15 protein-coding genes are annotated in these 17588 nt (G+C 53.2%); 11 read left to right on the forward strand and 4 right to left on the reverse strand.

Translation table 11 applies throughout. From position 1 onward, the window contains the following. The first annotated feature begins 13 nt into the window (after positions 1–13). The 5 genes from mrcB to fhuB all read left to right on the forward strand — a co-directional run bounded on the left by mrcB (position 14) and on the right by fhuB (position 8743). Positions 14–2548 carry a bifunctional glycosyl transferase/transpeptidase gene (gene mrcB, locus ACJHWR_RS06750; protein ID WP_410226681.1) on the forward strand — a complete coding sequence of 845 codons (2535 nt, stop codon included), beginning with the start codon at positions 14–16 and terminating at the stop codon, positions 2546–2548. Between the two features lie 219 nt (positions 2549–2767). Continuing rightward, positions 2768–5026 (forward strand): ferrichrome porin FhuA, encoded by a 2259-nt coding sequence (fhuA, locus tag ACJHWR_RS06755; protein ID WP_000124395.1) that lies wholly within the window; start codon positions 2768–2770, stop codon positions 5024–5026. 50 nt (positions 5027–5076) lie between these two features. After that, positions 5077–5874, forward strand: a complete 798-nt coding sequence (gene fhuC / locus ACJHWR_RS06760; protein ID WP_001158929.1) for a Fe3+-hydroxamate ABC transporter ATP-binding protein FhuC — start codon at positions 5077–5079, stop codon at positions 5872–5874. Further along, positions 5874–6764: a Fe(3+)-hydroxamate ABC transporter substrate-binding protein FhuD gene (fhuD, locus tag ACJHWR_RS06765; RefSeq protein WP_001361647.1), complete on the forward strand. Its 891-nt coding sequence runs from the start codon at positions 5874–5876 to the stop codon at positions 6762–6764. The genes fhuC and fhuD overlap by 1 nt, the downstream gene beginning before the upstream one ends. Then, the gene (fhuB, locus tag ACJHWR_RS06770; protein ID WP_000044122.1) at positions 6761–8743 is read left to right on the forward strand and encodes a Fe(3+)-hydroxamate ABC transporter permease FhuB; all 1983 of its coding nucleotides are present in this window, start codon (positions 6761–6763) and stop codon (positions 8741–8743) included. Before fhuD ends, fhuB begins: the two co-directional genes overlap by 4 nt. 34 nt (positions 8744–8777) lie before the next feature. Here the strand turns inward: fhuB and hemL are convergent, their stop codons facing one another. Further along, a complete protein-coding gene (gene hemL / locus ACJHWR_RS06775) occupies positions 8778–10058 on the reverse strand; it encodes a glutamate-1-semialdehyde 2,1-aminomutase (protein WP_000045305.1) in 1281 nt (426 codons plus the stop codon). Between the two features lie 165 nt (positions 10059–10223). Between hemL and yadX the strand changes: the two genes are divergently transcribed. From yadX to erpA, 4 genes are read left to right on the forward strand one after another with little or no spacing between them, the layout of a single operon-like run. Beyond that, the gene (gene yadX / locus ACJHWR_RS06780; protein ID WP_211180485.1) at positions 10224–10271 is read left to right on the forward strand and encodes a protein YadX; all 48 of its coding nucleotides are present in this window, start codon (positions 10224–10226) and stop codon (positions 10269–10271) included. Positions 10272–10282: 11 nt separating this feature from the next. Next, a complete protein-coding gene (clcA, locus tag ACJHWR_RS06785; RefSeq protein ID WP_000845408.1) occupies positions 10283–11704 on the forward strand; it encodes a H(+)/Cl(-) exchange transporter ClcA in 1422 nt (473 codons plus the stop codon). 23 nt (positions 11705–11727) lie between these two features. After that, positions 11728–11793 carry a small protein YadW gene (gene yadW, locus ACJHWR_RS06790; RefSeq protein ID WP_120795373.1) on the forward strand — a complete coding sequence of 22 codons (66 nt, stop codon included), beginning with the start codon at positions 11728–11730 and terminating at the stop codon, positions 11791–11793. Further along, the gene (erpA, locus tag ACJHWR_RS06795; protein ID WP_001295564.1) at positions 11786–12130 is read left to right on the forward strand and encodes an iron-sulfur cluster insertion protein ErpA; all 345 of its coding nucleotides are present in this window, start codon (positions 11786–11788) and stop codon (positions 12128–12130) included. The genes yadW and erpA overlap by 8 nt, the downstream gene beginning before the upstream one ends. 46 nt (positions 12131–12176) lie before the next feature. Here erpA and ACJHWR_RS06800 read toward each other — a convergent pair whose 3' ends face one another. The 3 genes from ACJHWR_RS06800 to mtnN are packed head-to-tail and all read right to left on the reverse strand — an operon-like array spanning position 12177 to position 14329. Beyond that, positions 12177–12800, reverse strand: coding sequence for a TRIC cation channel family protein (locus tag ACJHWR_RS06800; protein WP_000964221.1), 624 nt, complete (start codon positions 12798–12800; stop codon positions 12177–12179). A 37-nt stretch (positions 12801–12837) separates the two neighbouring features. Next, complete coding sequence (btuF, locus tag ACJHWR_RS06805; protein ID WP_001129927.1) at positions 12838–13638, reverse strand: vitamin B12 ABC transporter substrate-binding protein BtuF; 801 nt, start codon at positions 13636–13638, stop codon at positions 12838–12840. Then, positions 13631–14329 (reverse strand): 5'-methylthioadenosine/S-adenosylhomocysteine nucleosidase, encoded by a 699-nt coding sequence (mtnN, locus tag ACJHWR_RS06810; protein WP_000689844.1) that lies wholly within the window; start codon positions 14327–14329, stop codon positions 13631–13633. Before mtnN ends, btuF begins: the two co-directional genes overlap by 8 nt. 83 nt (positions 14330–14412) lie before the next feature. On the opposite strand from mtnN, the gene dgt reads away from it, so the two are divergent. Further along, on the forward strand, positions 14413–15930 hold the full coding sequence (dgt, locus tag ACJHWR_RS06815; protein WP_000057067.1) for a dGTPase: 1518 nt from the start codon (positions 14413–14415) through the stop codon (positions 15928–15930). A gap of 129 nt (positions 15931–16059) precedes the next feature. Then, positions 16060–17484, forward strand: a complete 1425-nt coding sequence (gene degP, locus ACJHWR_RS06820; protein WP_000753942.1) for a serine endoprotease DegP — start codon at positions 16060–16062, stop codon at positions 17482–17484. Positions 17485–17588 lie beyond the last annotated feature (104 nt).

A 17588-nucleotide genomic window follows, 5' to 3' on the forward strand; every position in this document is an offset into this window, starting at 1 on the left:
GCGGAGAAAAAGCATGGCCGGGAATGACCGCGAGCCAATTGGACGCAAAGGGAAACCGACGCGTCCGGTCAAACAAAAGGTAAGCCGTCGTCGTTACGAAGATGACGATGATTACGACGATTATGATGACTATGAGGATGAAGAACCGATGCCGCGCAAAGGTAAGGGCAAAGGCAAAGGGCGTAAGCCTCGTGGCAAACGCGGCTGGCTATGGCTGCTGCTAAAACTGGCTATCGTTTTTGCCGTGCTGATCGCCATTTACGGCGTTTATCTCGATCAAAAAATTCGCAGCCGTATTGATGGCAAGGTCTGGCAACTGCCCGCGGCAGTTTATGGCCGGATGGTCAACCTTGAGCCAGACATGACCATCAGCAAGAACGAGATGGTGAATCTGCTGGAGGCGACCCAGTATCGTCAGGTGTCGAAAATGACCCGTCCTGGCGAATTTACCGTGCAGGCCAACAGCATTGAGATGATCCGCCGTCCGTTTGATTTCCCGGACAGTAAAGAAGGGCAGGTGCGTGCACGTCTGACCTTTGATGGCGATCATCTGGCGACGATCGTCAATATGGAGAACAACCGTCAGTTCGGTTTCTTCCGTCTTGATCCGCGCCTGATCACTATGATCTCTTCACCAAACGGTGAGCAGCGTCTGTTTGTGCCGCGCAGTGGTTTCCCGGATTTGCTGGTGGATACTTTGCTGGCGACAGAAGACCGTCATTTCTACGAGCATGATGGGATCAGTCTCTACTCAATCGGACGTGCGGTGCTGGCAAACCTGACTGCCGGACGCACGGTGCAGGGGGCGAGTACGCTGACGCAACAGTTGGTTAAAAACCTGTTCCTCTCCAGCGAGCGTTCTTACTGGCGTAAAGCGAACGAAGCCTACATGGCGCTGATCATGGACGCGCGTTACAGCAAAGACCGTATTCTTGAGCTGTATATGAACGAGGTGTATCTCGGTCAGAGCGGCGACAACGAAATCCGCGGCTTCCCGCTGGCGAGCTTGTATTACTTTGGTCGCCCGGTAGAAGAATTGAGCCTCGATCAGCAGGCGCTGTTGGTGGGTATGGTGAAAGGGGCGTCCATCTACAACCCGTGGCGTAACCCGAAACTGGCGCTGGAGCGACGTAACCTGGTACTGCGTCTGCTGCAACAGCAACAGATTATTGATCAAGAACTCTATGACATGTTGAGTGCACGTCCGCTGGGTGTTCAGCCGCGCGGTGGGGTGATCTCTCCTCAGCCAGCCTTTATGCAACTGGTGCGCCAGGAGCTTCAGGCTAAATTAGGCGATAAGGTAAAAGATCTCTCCGGCGTGAAGATCTTCACTACCTTTGACTCGGTGGCCCAGGACGCGGCAGAAAAAGCCGCCGTGGAAGGCATTCCGGCACTGAAAAAACAGCGTAAGTTGAGCGATCTTGAAACCGCGATTGTGGTTGTTGACCGCTTTAGCGGTGAAGTTCGTGCGATGGTCGGTGGTTCTGAGCCGCAGTTTGCGGGCTACAACCGTGCGATGCAGGCGCGTCGTTCGATTGGTTCCCTCGCAAAACCAGCGACTTATCTGACTGCCTTAAGCCAGCCGAAAATCTATCGCCTGAACACGTGGATTGCCGATGCGCCCATCGCGCTGCGTCAGCCGAATGGCCAGGTCTGGTCACCGCAGAACGATGACCGTCGTTATAGCGAAAGTGGCAGAGTGATGCTGGTGGATGCGTTGACCCGTTCGATGAACGTGCCGACGGTGAATCTGGGGATGGCGCTGGGGCTGCCTGCGGTTACGGAGACCTGGATTAAACTGGGCGTGCCGAAAGATCAGCTGCATCCGGTTCCGGCGATGCTGCTGGGGGCGTTGAACTTAACGCCAATCGAAGTGGCGCAGGCATTCCAGACTATCGCCAGCGGCGGTAACCGTGCACCGCTTTCTGCGCTGCGTTCGGTAATTGCGGAAGATGGCAAAGTGCTGTATCAGAGCTTCCCGCAGGCGGAACGCGCGGTTCCGGCGCAGGCGGCGTATCTGACACTATGGACCATGCAGCAGGTGGTACAACGTGGTACGGGGCGTCAGCTTGGGGCGAAATACCCGAACCTGCATCTGGCAGGGAAAACAGGAACTACCAACAATAAGGTAGATACCTGGTTTGCGGGCATTGACGGCAGCACGGTGACCATCACCTGGGTAGGCCGTGATAACAACCAACCGACCAAACTGTATGGAGCCAGCGGGGCAATGTCGATTTATCAGCGTTATCTGGCTAACCAGACGCCAACACCGCTGAATCTTGTTCCGCCGGAAGATATTGCAGATATGGGCGTGGACTACGACGGCAACTTTGTTTGCAGCGGTGGTATGCGTGTCTTGCCGGTCTGGACCAGCGATCCGCAATCGCTGTGCCAGCAGAGTGAGATGCAGCAGCAGCCGTCAGGCAATCCGTTTGATCAGTCTTCTCAGCCGCAGCAACAGCCGCAACAGCAACCTGCTCAGCAAGAGCAGAAAGACAGCGACGGTGTAGCCGGTTGGATCAAGGATATGTTTGGTAGTAATTAACGTCTAAGCGTGACATACCGGATGGCGAGTAGCCATCCGGTAAAATAACATCCCACCTAAAGTATTAACCCTTTCTTTTCATCTGGTTGTTTATTAACCCTTCAGGAACGCTCAGATTGCGTACCGCTTGCGAACCCGCCAGCGTTTCGAATATTATCTTATCTTTATAATAATCATTCTCGTTTACGTTATCATTCACTTTACATCAGAGATATACCAATGGCGCGTTCCAAAACTGCTCAGCCAAAACACTCACTGCGTAAAATCGCAGTTGTAGTAGCCACAGCGGTTAGCGGCATGTCTGTTTATGCACAGGCAGCGGTTGAACCGAAAGAAGACACTATCACCGTTACCGCTGCACCTGCGCCGCAAGAAAGCGCATGGGGGCCAGCTGCAACTATTGCGGCGCGACAGTCCGCTACCGGCACTAAAACCGATACGCCGATTCAAAAAGTGCCACAGTCTATTTCTGTTGTGACCGCCGAAGAGATGGCGCTGCATCAGCCGAAGTCGGTAAAAGAAGCTCTTAGCTACACTCCTGGCGTTGCCGTGGGAACTCGTGGCGCATCCAACACTTACGATTACCTGATCATCCGCGGATTTGCCGCTGACGGCCAAAGCCAGAACAACTATCTGAATGGCCTGAAGATGCAGGGCAACTTCTATAACGATGCAGTTATCGATCCGTATATGCTGGAGCGCGCTGAAATCATGCGTGGTCCGGTATCCGTGCTGTACGGGAAAAGCAGCCCTGGCGGCCTGTTGAACATGGTCAGCAAGCGCCCGACTACAGAACCGCTGAAAGAAATTCAGTTTAAAGCCGGTACTGACAGCCTGTTCCAGACTGGTTTTGACTTCAGTGATGCGCTGGATGATGACGGCGTTTACTCTTATCGTCTGACTGGTATTGCGCGTTCAGCCAATGCTCAGCAGAAGGGGGCAGAAGAGCAGCGTTATGCTATTGCTCCAGCGTTCACCTGGCGCCCGGATGATAAAACCAATTTCACTTTCCTTTCTTACTTCCAGAACGAACCGGAAACCGGTTATTACGGCTGGTTGCCGAAAGAGGGAACCGTTGAGCCGCTGCCGAACGGTAAGCGTCTGCCGACAGACTTTAATGAAGGGGCGAAGAACAACACCTATTCTCGTAATGAGAAGATGGTGGGCTACAGCTTCGATCACGAATTTAACGACACCTTTACTGTGCGTCAGAACCTGCGCTTTGCGCAAAATAAAGTCTCGCAAAAGAGCGTATATGGCTACGGCATGTGCTCGGATCCGCTGTATACCAAAGACGACGATGCACTCAAGGCGAGTCCATGTTTAAGTATCCCGCAGTCAGAATGGAATCATACACTGACTCGTCAGTACGTTATCGATAATGAGAAATTAGAAAACTTCTCTGTTGATACTCAGTTGCAAAGTAAATTCGCAACCGGCTCGGTTGAACACACTCTGCTGACCGGCGTTGACTTTATGCGTATGCGTAATGATATTGACTCCTGGTTCGGTTACGCCGGTTCCGTTGCACCGTCTGATATCTATAATTTAGACCGTAGTGACTTTGATTTTGGTGCTCACCCGGATCCGTCTGGCCCATACCGCGTTTTGCTTAAACAGAAACAAACCGGTCTGTATGTTCAGGATCAGGCGCAGTGGGATAAGGTGCTGGTGACTCTGGGTGGTCGCTATGACTGGGCGGAACAGTCATCTTTCAACCGTGATTACGGTAATAAATCCGATCGTGATGACAAACAGTTCACCTGGCGTGGTGGCGTAAACTACCTGTTCGACAACGGGGTAACGCCTTACTTCAGCTACAGTGAGTCGTTTGAGCCAGCATCTTTGACAGATGCAAACGGTGATCTGTTTGCACCTTCGAAAGGCAAACAGTATGAAGTTGGTGTGAAATATGTGCCGGAAGATCGCCCAATTGTGCTGACGGGCGCACTGTATCAGCTTACCAAAACCAACAACCTGATGGCGGATCCGAATAATCCCAATTTCTCGATTGAAGGCGGTGAGATTCGCGCTCGTGGTGTAGAACTGGAAGCAAAAGCGGCGCTGTCGGCGAGTGTTAACGTAGTAGGTTCTTATACTTACACCGATGCGGAATACACCACCGACACTACCTATAAAGGCAATACGCCTGCACAGGTGCCAAAACACATGGCTTCGCTGTGGGCTGACTATACCTTCTTTGACGGTCCGCTTTCAGGTCTGACGCTGGGCACCGGTGGTCGTTATACTGGCTCCAGCTATGGTGATCCGGCTAACTCCTTTAAAGTGGGAAGTTATACGGTCGTGGATGCGTTAGTGCGTTATGATCTGGCGCGAGTCGGCATGGCTGGCTCCAACGTGGCGCTGCATGTCAACAACCTGTTCGATCGTGAATACGTCGCCAGCTGCTTTAACACCTATGGCTGCTTCTGGGGCGCAGAACGTCAGGTCGTTGCAACCGCAACCTTCCGTTTCTAATTTCTCTTTTGGGGCACGGATTTCCGTGCCCGTTTCACAAGTTGGCTGTTATGCAGGAATACACGAATCATTCCGATACCACTTTTGCACTGCGTAATATCTCCTTTCGTGTGCCCGGGCGCACGCTTTTGCATCCGCTGTCGTTAACCTTTCCTGCCGGGAAAGTGACCGGTCTGATTGGTCACAACGGTTCTGGTAAATCCACTCTGCTCAAAATGCTTGGTCGTCACCAGCCACCGTCGGAAGGGGAGATTCTCCTTGATGCCCAGCCGCTGGAAAGCTGGAGCAGCAAAGCGTTTGCCCGCAAAGTGGCTTATTTGCCGCAGCAGCTTCCTCCGGCAGAAGGGATGACCGTGCGTGAACTGGTGGCGATTGGTCGTTACCCGTGGCATGGCGCACTGGGGCGCTTTGGTGCGGCAGATCGCGAAAAGGTCGAAGAGGCGATTTCGCTGGTTGGTTTAAAACCGCTGGCGCATCGGCTGGTCGATAGTCTCTCTGGCGGCGAACGTCAGCGGGCGTGGATCGCTATGCTGGTGGCACAGGATAGCCGTTGTCTGTTGCTCGACGAACCGACCTCGGCGCTGGATATCGCCCACCAGGTTGATGTGCTGGCGCTGGTGCACCGTTTAAGTCAGGAGCGTGGCCTGACGGTCATTGCCGTGTTGCACGATATCAATATGGCGGCACGCTACTGTGATTATCTGGTCGCCCTGCGCGGTGGTGAAATGATTGCTCAGGGAACGCCTGCGGAAATTATGCGCGGCGAAACCCTTGAAATGATTTATGGCATCCCGATGGGTATTTTGCCGCATCCGGCGGGTGCTGCACCTGTGAGTTTTGTTTATTGATGAGCGGCTTACCTCTTATTTCGCGCCGTCGACTGTTAACGGCGATGGCGCTTTCTCCGTTGTTATGGCAGATGAATACCGCCCACGCGGCGGCTATTGATCCCAATCGTATTGTGGCGCTGGAGTGGTTGCCGGTGGAATTACTGCTGGCGCTCGGCATCGTGCCTTACGGCGTGGCGGATACCATCAACTATCGCCTGTGGGTCAGCGAACCACCATTGCCGGACTCAGTGATCGACGTCGGTTTGCGCACAGAACCTAACCTTGAACTGCTGACCGAAATGAAACCATCGTTTATGGTCTGGTCGGCAGGATATGGCCCTTCACCAGAAATGCTGGCACGCATTGCGCCGGGGCGCGGATTTAACTTCAGCGATGGCAAACAGCCGCTGGCGATGGCGCGTAAATCACTGACGGAAATGGCAGATTTACTTAACCTGCAAAGCGCAGCAGAAACGCATTTAGCGCACTATGAAGACTTTATCCGCAGCATGAAACCCCGCTTTGTGAAGCGTGGTGCACGCCCGTTATTGCTGACGACACTTATCGATCCGCGCCATATGTTGGTCTTCGGTCCAAACAGCCTGTTCCAGGAAATTCTTGATGAGTACGGCATCCCAAATGCCTGGCAAGGGGAAACCAACTTCTGGGGCAGTACCGCTGTCAGTATCGATCGTCTGGCAGCGTATAAAGACGTTGATGTGCTCTGTTTTGATCACGACAACAGCAAAGACATGGACACCCTAATGGCAACCCCGCTGTGGCAGGCCATGCCGTTTGTCCGCGCCGGACGCTTTCAGCGCGTTCCGGCGGTCTGGTTCTATGGTGCGACGCTTTCTGCAATGCACTTTGTGCGTATTCTGGATAACGCCATCGGAGGTAAAGCGTGAGTAAACGAATTGCGCTTTTTCCGGTGTTATTGCTGGTGCTGCTGGTGGTTGCTGCTGCGGCGTTGACCTGGATGAACTTCTCGCAGGCGCTGCCGCGCAGCCAGTGGGCGCAGGCCGCCTGGTCGCCGGATATTGACGTCATCGAGCAGATGATTTTTCACTACAGCTTGTTGCCGCGTCTGGCGATTTCGCTGCTGGTGGGCGCGGGCCTGGGGCTGGTGGGCGTGCTGTTTCAGCAAGTGCTGCGTAACCCGCTGGCGGAACCGACGACGTTGGGCGTTGCAACAGGCGCGCAACTGGGGATTACCGTCACCACGCTCTGGGCGATCCCAGGTGCTATGGCGAGCCAGTTTGCTGCATTGGCAGGGGCTTGTGTGGTTGGCTTAATCGTCTTTGGCGTCGCGTGGGGGAAACGGCTTTCGCCGGTAACGCTGATCCTCGCGGGGCTGGTAGTGAGCCTTTATTGCGGCGCAATCAATCAGTTACTGGTTATCTTCCATCATGACCAACTGCAAAGCATGTTCCTGTGGAGCACCGGAACGCTGACGCAAACCGACTGGGGCGGCGTTGAGCGTTTATGGCCGCAGCTGCTGGGCGGCGTGATGCTGACGTTATTGCTACTTCGCCCGTTAACTCTGATGGGGCTTGATGATGGAGTGGCGCGCAATCTCGGGCTGGCCTTGTCGCTGGCGCGTCTGGCGGCGTTGTCGCTGGCGATTGTCATCAGTGCGCTGCTGGTGAACGCGGTGGGGATTATCGGCTTTATCGGTTTGTTCGCGCCACTGCTGGCGAAAATGCTGGGGGCGCGGCGTCTGCTACCAAGGTTGATGCTGGCGTCGCTGATTGGTGCGCTGATCCTCTGGCTTTCCGATCAAATCATCCTCTGGCTGACTCGCGTGTGGATGGAAGTGTCCACCGGTTCGGTCACTGCGTTGATCGGTGCGCCGCTGCTACTGTGGTTGCTGCCGCGTTTACGCAGCATTAGCGCGCCGGATATGAAGGTCAACGATCGTGTCGAGACTGAACGCCAACACGTGCTGGCGTTTGCCCTCGCGGGCGGCGTGCTGCTGTTGATGGCTGTGGTGGTGGCGCTGTCGTTTGGTCGTGATGCGCACGGCTGGACGTGGGCGAGCGGGGCGCTGCTCGATGATTTAATGCCCTGGCGCTGGCCGCGAATTATGGCGGCACTGTTTGCGGGCATCATGCTGGCAGTGGCGGGCTGTATTATTCAGCGGCTGACCGGAAACCCGATGGCAAGCCCGGAAGTGCTGGGGATTAGTTCCGGCGCGGCGTTTGGTGTGGTGTTGATGCTGTTTTTGGTGCCGGGTAATGCCTTTGGCTGGCTGTTACCCGCGGGCAGCCTCGGGGCGGCGGTGACGCTGTTGATCATTATGATCGCCGCCGGACGCGGTGGATTTTCCCCACACCGCATGTTACTGGCGGGGATGGCGTTAAGTACCGCGTTCACCATGCTTTTGATGATGTTGCAGGCAAGTGGTGACCCGCGAATGGCGCAAGTTCTGACCTGGATTTCCGGTTCGACCTACAACGCGACCGAGGCGCAGGTCTGGCGCACGGGAATTGTGATGGTAATTTTGCTGGCGATTACCCCGCTGTGCCGCCGCTGGCTGACCATTTTACCGCTGGGCGGTGATACCGCACGAGCCGTAGGAATGGCGCTGACGCCGACGCGAATTGCGCTGCTGCTGTTAGCGGCTTGCCTGACAGCGACTGCGACAATGACCATTGGACCGTTGAGTTTTGTTGGTTTAATGGCACCGCATATTGCGCGGATGATGGGCTTTCGACGGACGATGCCACACATCGTAATTTCGGCGCTGGTGGGTGGTTTACTGCTGGTGTTCGCTGACTGGTGTGGGCGGATGGTATTGTTTCCATTCCAGATCCCGGCGGGGCTGCTGTCGACCTTTATCGGCGCGCCATATTTTATCTATTTGTTGAGAAAGCAGAGCCGTTAATAGAATGCCTCGCCCGGTGGGCGAGGCAAAATCATTACAACTTCGCAAACACCCGACGTGCAGCATCGATGGTGTTATTGATATCTTCCATGCTATGCGCCACGGACATAAAGCCCGCTTCAAACGCTGACGGTGCCAGGTAAACACCTTCGTCCAGCATCATATGGAAGAAACGCTTAAAGCGTTCCACGTCACAGGCCATCACATCCTGATAGCACGTCACGGACTCGGCGTCGGTAAAGAAAATACCGAACATGCCGCCAACGTGGTTTACCACCAGCGGAATTCCGGCTTCTTCTGCCGCTTCCAGCAGACCTTCTGCCAGACGTGTTGTCAGCTCATCCAGCGTTTCGTGAACGCCCGGCTGTGCGACTTCATTCAGACAGGCGAAACCGGCTGCCATCGCAATCGGGTTACCGGAAAGCGTACCCGCCTGATATACCGGACCAGTCGGGGCCAGCGCATCCATTACATCACGACGACCACCGAATGCGCCTACCGGCATTCCACCGCCGATGATTTTGCCGAGGCAGGTTAAATCTGGCACTACGCCGTAATAATCCTGTGCGCCAGCTAGCGCTACGCGGAAACCGGTCATCACTTCATCGATGATCAGCAACGCGCCAAATTCGTCGCACAGCGCGCGCAGACCTGGCAGGAACTCTGGCAGCGGTGGAACGCAGTTCATATTGCCTGCCACCGGCTCGACGATAATACAGGCAATCTCTTGCGGGTATTGCTCAAACGCGGCGCGTACAGAGGCCAGATCGTTATAAGTACAGGTTAAGGTATGTTTGGCGAAATCTGCCGGAACGCCCGGCGAATTTGGCTGGCCTAACGTGAGTGCGCCAGAACCGGCTTTCACCAGCAGGCAGTCAGCGTGACCGTGGTAACAACCTTCAAATTTAATAATTTTGTCGCGACCGGTAAAACCACGGGCCAGGCGGATGGCGCTCATCGTCGCTTCAGTGCCGGAGTTCACCATGCGCACCATATCCATGGTCGGGACCAGTTCGGTCACCAGTTGCGCCATTTTCACTTCCATTTCGGTTGGTGCACCAAAGCTTAAACCACGCTCGGCGGCTTCAATCACGGCATTGCGGATCGCCGGATGGTTATGGCCCAGCACCATCGGCCCCCAGGAACCGACATAATCGATATAGGCTTTGCCATCAACATCGTACAGATAAGCGCCGTCCGCTTTTTCGATAAACAGTGGAGTGCCGCCCACGCCAGTAAAGGCGCGAACAGGGGAGTTCACACCGCCAGGGATCAGCTCGCGCGCTGCGCTGTAAAGATTTTCAGACTTACTCATGGAGGGTTCCTGATTCGTAGAAAAAGTGAATGGCTGCTATTCTATGTTATTCATAACAAGTTAAATACTCGTCAAACATCAGGCTGCTTGTACTGGTGCAATCCTGATTTCTTAGAGTATAAAAGTTTTGTGCATTTGAAACATTACGCTTTGCAAAGGATTTTCATGGAACGTGCGAGTAAAATGCCGTCATCTTATTTGTATGACCAATAAGTGATCATTGGATGAAAACTGATACTCCCTCTTTAGAAACACCGCAGGCCGCGCGCCTGCGACGCAGACAACTGATTCGCCAACTTCTTGAGCGCGATAAAACCCCGTTAGCCATTTTGTTTATGGCGGCAGTCGTCGGCACGCTTGTCGGGCTGGCTGCGGTTGCTTTTGACAAAGGTGTCGCCTGGTTGCAGAACCAACGTATGGGGGCACTGGTACATACTGCTGATAATTATCCGCTTCTGTTAACCGTCGCTTTTCTCTGTTCGGCGGTGCTGGCGATGTTCGGCTACTTTTTGGTGCGCAAATACGCGCCGGAAGCAGGTGGTTCGGGGATCCCGGAAATTGAAGGGGCGCTGGAAGATCAACGTCCCGTTCGCTGGTGGCGTGTGTTGCCGGTGAAATTCTTTGGCGGGCTGGGAACACTTGGCGGAGGCATGGTGTTGGGGCGCGAAGGGCCAACCGTGCAGATAGGCGGCAATATCGGGCGGATGGTACTCGATGTTTTCCGCCTGAAAGGTGACGAAGCTCGTCATACGCTACTGGCAACCGGTGCGGCGGCGGGTCTGGCGGCGGCCTTTAACGCCCCGCTAGCGGGTATTTTGTTTATTATCGAAGAGATGCGTCCGCAGTTTCGCTATACGTTAATTTCGATTAAAGCGGTATTTATTGGCGTCATTATGTCGACCATTATGTACCGGATTTTTAATCATGAAGTTGCATTGATTGACGTCGGTAAACTTTCTGACGCGCCGCTTAATACGCTGTGGCTTTATCTGATCCTCGGTATTATTTTTGGCATTTTCGGCCCTATTTTTAATAAATGGGTGCTGGGGATGCAGGATTTGCTGCACCGTGTGCACGGCGGCAATATTACCAAATGGGTACTGATGGGCGGTGCAATTGGCGGTCTGTGTGGATTGCTGGGGTTTGTGGCACCAGCAACGTCGGGCGGCGGCTTTAACCTGATTCCTATCGCTACCGCAGGGAATTTCAGCATGGGAATGCTGGTGTTTATTTTCGTCGCGCGGGTCATTACCACCTTACTCTGTTTCTCTTCCGGCGCGCCGGGCGGTATTTTTGCCCCTATGCTGGCGCTGGGTACTGTGCTGGGAACCGCTTTCGGAATGGTTGCCGTTGAGCTGTTTCCGCAATATCACCTTGAAGCAGGCACTTTTGCTATTGCCGGAATGGGGGCGTTACTGGCGGCATCTATTCGTGCGCCGTTAACGGGGATTATTCTGGTTCTGGAAATGACCGATAACTACCAGCTCATTTTGCCAATGATTATTACCGGTCTTGGCGCAACACTATTAGCGCAATTTACCGGCGGGAAACCGCTATACTCGGCGATTCTTGCGCGCACGCTGGCGAAACAGGAAGCTGAGCAACTGGCGCGAAGCAAGGCCGCATCAGCCAGCGAGAATACTTGAACGAAATACCAGGGTATTAGATAATGGCGATTATTATTGGGTTAGAATTTGCCCAATTGCCGATGTCGTTTGGAGCAAAATATGAGTGATGACGTAGCACTGCCGCTGGAGTTTACCGACGCAGCAGCCAACAAAGTTAAAAGCCTGATCGCTGACGAAGATAACCCGAATCTGAAATTACGCGTGTATATCACCGGTGGCGGTTGCAGCGGCTTCCAGTATGGTTTCACCTTTGATGATCAGGTGAACGAAGGCGATATGACCATCGAAAAACAGGGCGTTGGCCTGGTGGTTGATCCGATGAGCCTGCAATATCTGGTCGGCGGTTCCGTTGACTATACCGAAGGTTTGGAAGGTTCTCGTTTCATCGTGACCAACCCGAACGCGAAAAGTACCTGCGGTTGCGGTTCTTCCTTTAGTATCTAATCTGCTGTTCATGTGCCGGATAAACTATCCGGCACATCTTCTCTCTTCAACGACCATTCTCATCCAGCGCAAACGTCGGTAGCTTAAGATGCCAACGAATAGCCGCCAGCCGAATCAATAGCGTCACGACCATGCCCATCATACTGGCTGTTTCCAGTGGTACGGAAAATGTGTAATAAGCCGTAGCGTGGACAATACCGCCGATAATACAGGCAGTTGCGTAGATTTCTGTACGTAAAATCATGGGGATTTCGCGGGCCAGTACATCACGAATGATCCCGCCGCCAACGCCAGTAATGACGCCCATACAAACCGCGATTAACGGACCGGCTTCCGCATTAAAGGCTTTATTCACGCCAATGCCGACAAACACCGCCAGACCAACGGCGTCCAGCACCGGCAACATCCATTTTGGTAAGCGTCTTGGCTGGCGCACCAGCACGATGGTCAGCATGCTGGTGACCATTGCAACGACCAGATCGGTGGGATCTTTCACCCAAAATACCGGGCCGTGATCCAGCGCCATGTCGCGAATTGTTCCGCCGCCTACTGCGGTTACCACGCCCAGTACCAGAACACCAAAAGGGTCCATACGCAATTTTCCGGCTAACAAAACGCCGGAGATGGCAAATACCGCTGTGCCGACTATATCCAGCCAATAGACGAGCATTGTTCAATCCCCACTGAGCACCTGAAAAGGTCAGGCGCTAATCTACCTGTGAAAGCGCATTACAGAGCTGTTGTGCAGCGAGGATAATACGTGGGCTTGCACGTTCAAACCAGTCACTCGTGAGAGGAATAACGGGAATTTTGAGCTGTTCACCCCAGTATTGTTTGATTTTAGGAATTTGGTCCGGTCCGCCTGTAATGACAATCGCCTGTGGCGAGCGTGCTAACACCTGTTCACGGCTAACTTGCGGCCAGGGAACCCGGCTGTCTTTAAAGATGTTTTCTCCGCCACAAACTTCGAGTACCTGGTTTTGAATCGACTCTTTTCCACTGGTAAATGGCGGATTAATGCCGAATTGCAGAAAAACACGTTTTTTAGGTTTATCAGCATATTGCGCTTTCAATTGCGCGTACTGATCCAGCAGGGATTGCGCGGCTTGTTCGGCCTTATCCGGTTGCGGACTCCAGGGGGCCAGTTGACGTAACGCATTGGCAATTTGTTCAATGCTTGTCGCATCGACCCACATCACTTTTATTCCCAGCGAAGCCAGCTGGTCAACCTGCCGCTCGGCATTACCTCCACGCCAGGCAATCACCAGATCGGGTTTCAGCGCGACAATGCGTTCCAGATTCATCCCCTGCCAGGTGGAAACCTGCTCAATCTTTTGCGCTTGTGGAGGATAGTCGGAATAGCTGCTGACCCCAACCGGCGTGATCCCGGCGGCAAAGGCAAGTTCAGTGTTGGCGGGAGAAAGCGTGATGACGCGCGGCGCGGCATTGAGCCACAGCGGCGCGAGAAAAGACAGGGCGACCAGCGCCCTGAACAGTGACTTAGCCATGTGCCAGTTTCTGCACCAGTGACTCAACCATCAGGCTGGACTGTTTAGCGGCAACAGCCAGGAACTCATCGAAGCTAAGATGAGACTGTTGATCGGCCACGTCGGAGATGGCGCGTACTACGACAAACGGGACGTTGAAATTGTGGCAGACATGGGCGATTGCCGTCGCTTCCATCTCTACAGCAATGGCCTGTGGGAAGTTGTGGCGGATTTTCGCCAGACCAACAGAACCGTTGATGAATGCGTCGCCGCTAACAATCAGGCCACGTACAGCGTTAAGATTCAGTTCGGCAATGCAGGCCTCAGCGGCAGCGATCAGTTTATCGTCAGCTTTAAAGCCTGCCGGGCAGCCTGGTAACTGGCCGTATTCATAACCAAATGCCGTGACATCCGCGTCGTGATAACGCGCTTCGTCCGAGACAACGATATCGCCCACTTTCAGCGTTGGTGCCAGGCCACCGGCAGAACCGGTGTTAATAATCACATCTGGCTTGCAGTGTTCCAACAGCAGAGTGGCACCCAGCGCCGCAGCGACTTTACCGATGCCCGATTTCAGAAGCGCAACCTCGGTTCCATTCAGTTGGCCGGTATAGATTTCGCAACCGCCCAGACTGATAGTTTGACGGTTTTCGATTTTGTCACGCAGCAGCGTAACTTCTTCTTCCATTGCACCAATGATGCCGATTTTCATAGATTTACTCGCGATAAGCCCGATTTGAAGGCATAGTTTACCATGCGCTTACGGGGAAGCGTATTTCTCACGCGGGAGAGGACATGGCACAGATTGATTTCCGAAAAAAAATAAACTGGCATCGTCGTTACCGTTCACCACAGGGCGTTAAAACCGAACATGAGATCCTGCGGATCTTCGAGAGCGATCGCGGGCGTATCATCAACTCTCCGGCAATTCGTCGTCTGCAACAAAAGACCCAGGTTTTTCCACTGGAGCGCAATGCCGCCGTGCGCACGCGTCTTACCCACTCGATGGAAGTCCAGCAGGTGGGGCGCTACATCGCCAAAGAAATTTTAAGCCGTCTGAAAGAGCTTAAATTGCTGGAAGCATACGGCCTGGATGAACTGACCGGCCCCTTTGAAAGCATTGTTGAGATGTCATGCCTTATGCACGATATCGGCAATCCGCCGTTTGGTCATTTTGGCGAAGCGGCGATAAATGACTGGTTTCGCCAGCGTTTGCACCCGGAAGATGCCGAAAGCCAGCCTCTGACTGACGATCGCTGCAGCGTGGCAGCACTACGTTTACGGGACGGGGAAGAACCGCTTAACGAGCTGCGGCGCAAAATACGTCAGGACTTATGTCATTTTGAAGGTAACGCACAGGGTATTCGTTTGGTGCATACATTGATGCGGATGAATCTCACCTGGGCACAGGTTGGCGGTATTTTAAAATATACCCGTCCGGCGTGGTGGCGTGGCGAAACGCCTGAGACACATCACTATTTAATGAAAAAGCCGGGTTATTATCTTTCTGAGGAAGCCTATATTGCCCGGTTGCGTAAAGAACTTAATTTGGCGCTTTACAGTCGTTTTCCATTAACGTGGATTATGGAAGCTGCCGACGACATCTCCTATTGTGTGGCAGATCTTGAAGATGCGGTAGAGAAAAGAATATTTACCGTTGAGCAGCTTTATCATCATTTGCACGAAGCGTGGGGCCAGCATGAGAAAGGTTCGCTCTTTTCGCTGGTGGTTGAAAATGCCTGGGAAAAATCACGCTCAAATAGTTTAAGCCGCAGTACGGAAGATCAGTTTTTTATGTATTTAAGGGTAAACACTCTAAATAAACTGGTACCCTACGCGGCACAACGATTTATTGATAATCTGCCTGCGATTTTCGCCGGAACGTTTAATCATGCATTATTGGAAGATGCCAGCGAATGCAGCGATCTTCTTAAGCTTTATAAAAATGTCGCTGTAAAACATGTGTTTAGCCATCCAGATGTCGAGCAGCTTGAATTGCAGGGCTATCGGGTCATTAGCGGATTATTAGAGATTTATCGCCCTTTATTAAGCCTGTCGTTATCAGACTTTACTGAACTGGTAGAAAAAGAACGGGTGAAACGTTTCCCTATTGAATCGCGCTTATTCCACAAACTCTCGACGCGCCATCGGCTGGCCTATGTCGAGGCTGTCAGTAAATTACCGTCAGATTCTCCTGAGTTTCCGCTATGGGAATATTATTACCGTTGCCGCCTGCTGCAGGATTATATCAGCGGTATGACCGACCTCTATGCCTGGGATGAATACCGACGTCTGATGGCCGTAGAACAATAACCAGGCTTTTGTAAAGACGAACAATAAATTTTTACCTTTTGCAGAAACTTTAGTTCGGAACTTCGCGCTATAAAACGAATCTGAAGAACACAGCAATTTTGCGTTATCTGTTAATCGAGACTGAAATACATGAAAAAAACCACATTAGCACTGAGTGCACTGGCTCTGAGTTTAGGTTTGGCGTTATCTCCGCTCTCTGCAACGGCGGCTGAGACTTCTTCAGCAACGACAGCCCAGCAGATGCCAAGCCTTGCACCGATGCTCGAAAAGGTGATGCCTTCAGTGGTCAGCATTAACGTAGAAGGTAGCACAACCGTTAATACGCCGCGTATGCCGCGTAATTTCCAGCAGTTCTTCGGTGATGATTCTCCGTTCTGCCAGGAAGGTTCTCCGTTCCAGAGTTCTCCGTTCTGCCAGGGTGGCCAGGGCGGTAATGGTGGCGGCCAGCAACAGAAATTCATGGCGCTGGGTTCCGGCGTCATCATTGATGCCGATAAAGGCTATGTCGTCACCAACAACCACGTTGTTGATAACGCGACGGTGATTAAAGTCCAACTGAGCGATGGCCGTAAGTTCGACGCGAAGATGGTTGGCAAAGATCCGCGCTCTGATATCGCGCTGATCCAGATCCAGAACCCGAAAAACCTGACCGCAATTAAGATGGCGGATTCTGATGCACTGCGCGTGGGTGATTACACCGTAGCGATTGGTAACCCGTTTGGTCTGGGCGAGACGGTAACTTCCGGGATTGTCTCTGCGCTGGGGCGTAGCGGCCTGAATGCCGAAAACTACGAAAACTTCATCCAGACCGATGCAGCGATTAACCGTGGTAACTCCGGTGGTGCGCTGGTTAACCTGAACGGTGAACTGATCGGTATCAACACCGCGATCCTCGCACCGGACGGCGGCAACATCGGTATCGGTTTTGCTATCCCGAGCAACATGGTGAAAAACCTGACCTCGCAGATGGTGGAATACGGCCAGGTGAAACGCGGTGAGTTGGGTATTATGGGCACTGAGCTGAACTCCGATCTGGCGAAAGCGATGAAAGTTGACGCCCAGCGCGGTGCTTTCGTAAGCCAGGTTCTGCCGAATTCTTCCGCCGCGAAAGCGGGCATTAAAGCGGGTGATGTGATCACCTCACTGAACGGTAAGCCAATCAGCAGCTTTGCCGCACTGCGTGCTCAGGTGGGCACTATGCCGGTAGGTAGCAAACTGACCCTGGGCTTACTGCGCGACGGGAAGCAGGTTAACGTGAACCTGGAACTTCAGCAGAGCAGCCAGAATCAGGTTGATTCCAGCACCATCTTCAACGGCATTGAAGGCGCTGAGATGAGTAACAAAGGCAAAGATCAGGGCGTGGTGGTGAACAACGTGAAAACGGGCACTCCGGCTGCGCAGATCGGCCTGAAGAAAGGTGATGTGATTATTGGCGCGAACCAGCAGGCAGTGAAAAACATCGCTGAACTGCGTAAAGTTCTCGACAGCAAACCGTCTGTGCTGGCACTGAACATTCAGCGCGGCGACAGCACCATCTACCTGTTAATGCAGTAATCTCCCTCAACCCCTTCCTGAAAACGGGAAGGGGTTCTCCTTACAATCTGTGAACTTCACCACAACTCCATACATCTTCATCATCCTTTGGGCATTTGCACAAT

It is taken from the genome of Escherichia sp. WS568 (genome assembly GCF_046486085.1).
Lineage (GTDB): Bacteria > Pseudomonadota > Gammaproteobacteria > Enterobacterales > Enterobacteriaceae > Escherichia > Escherichia coli.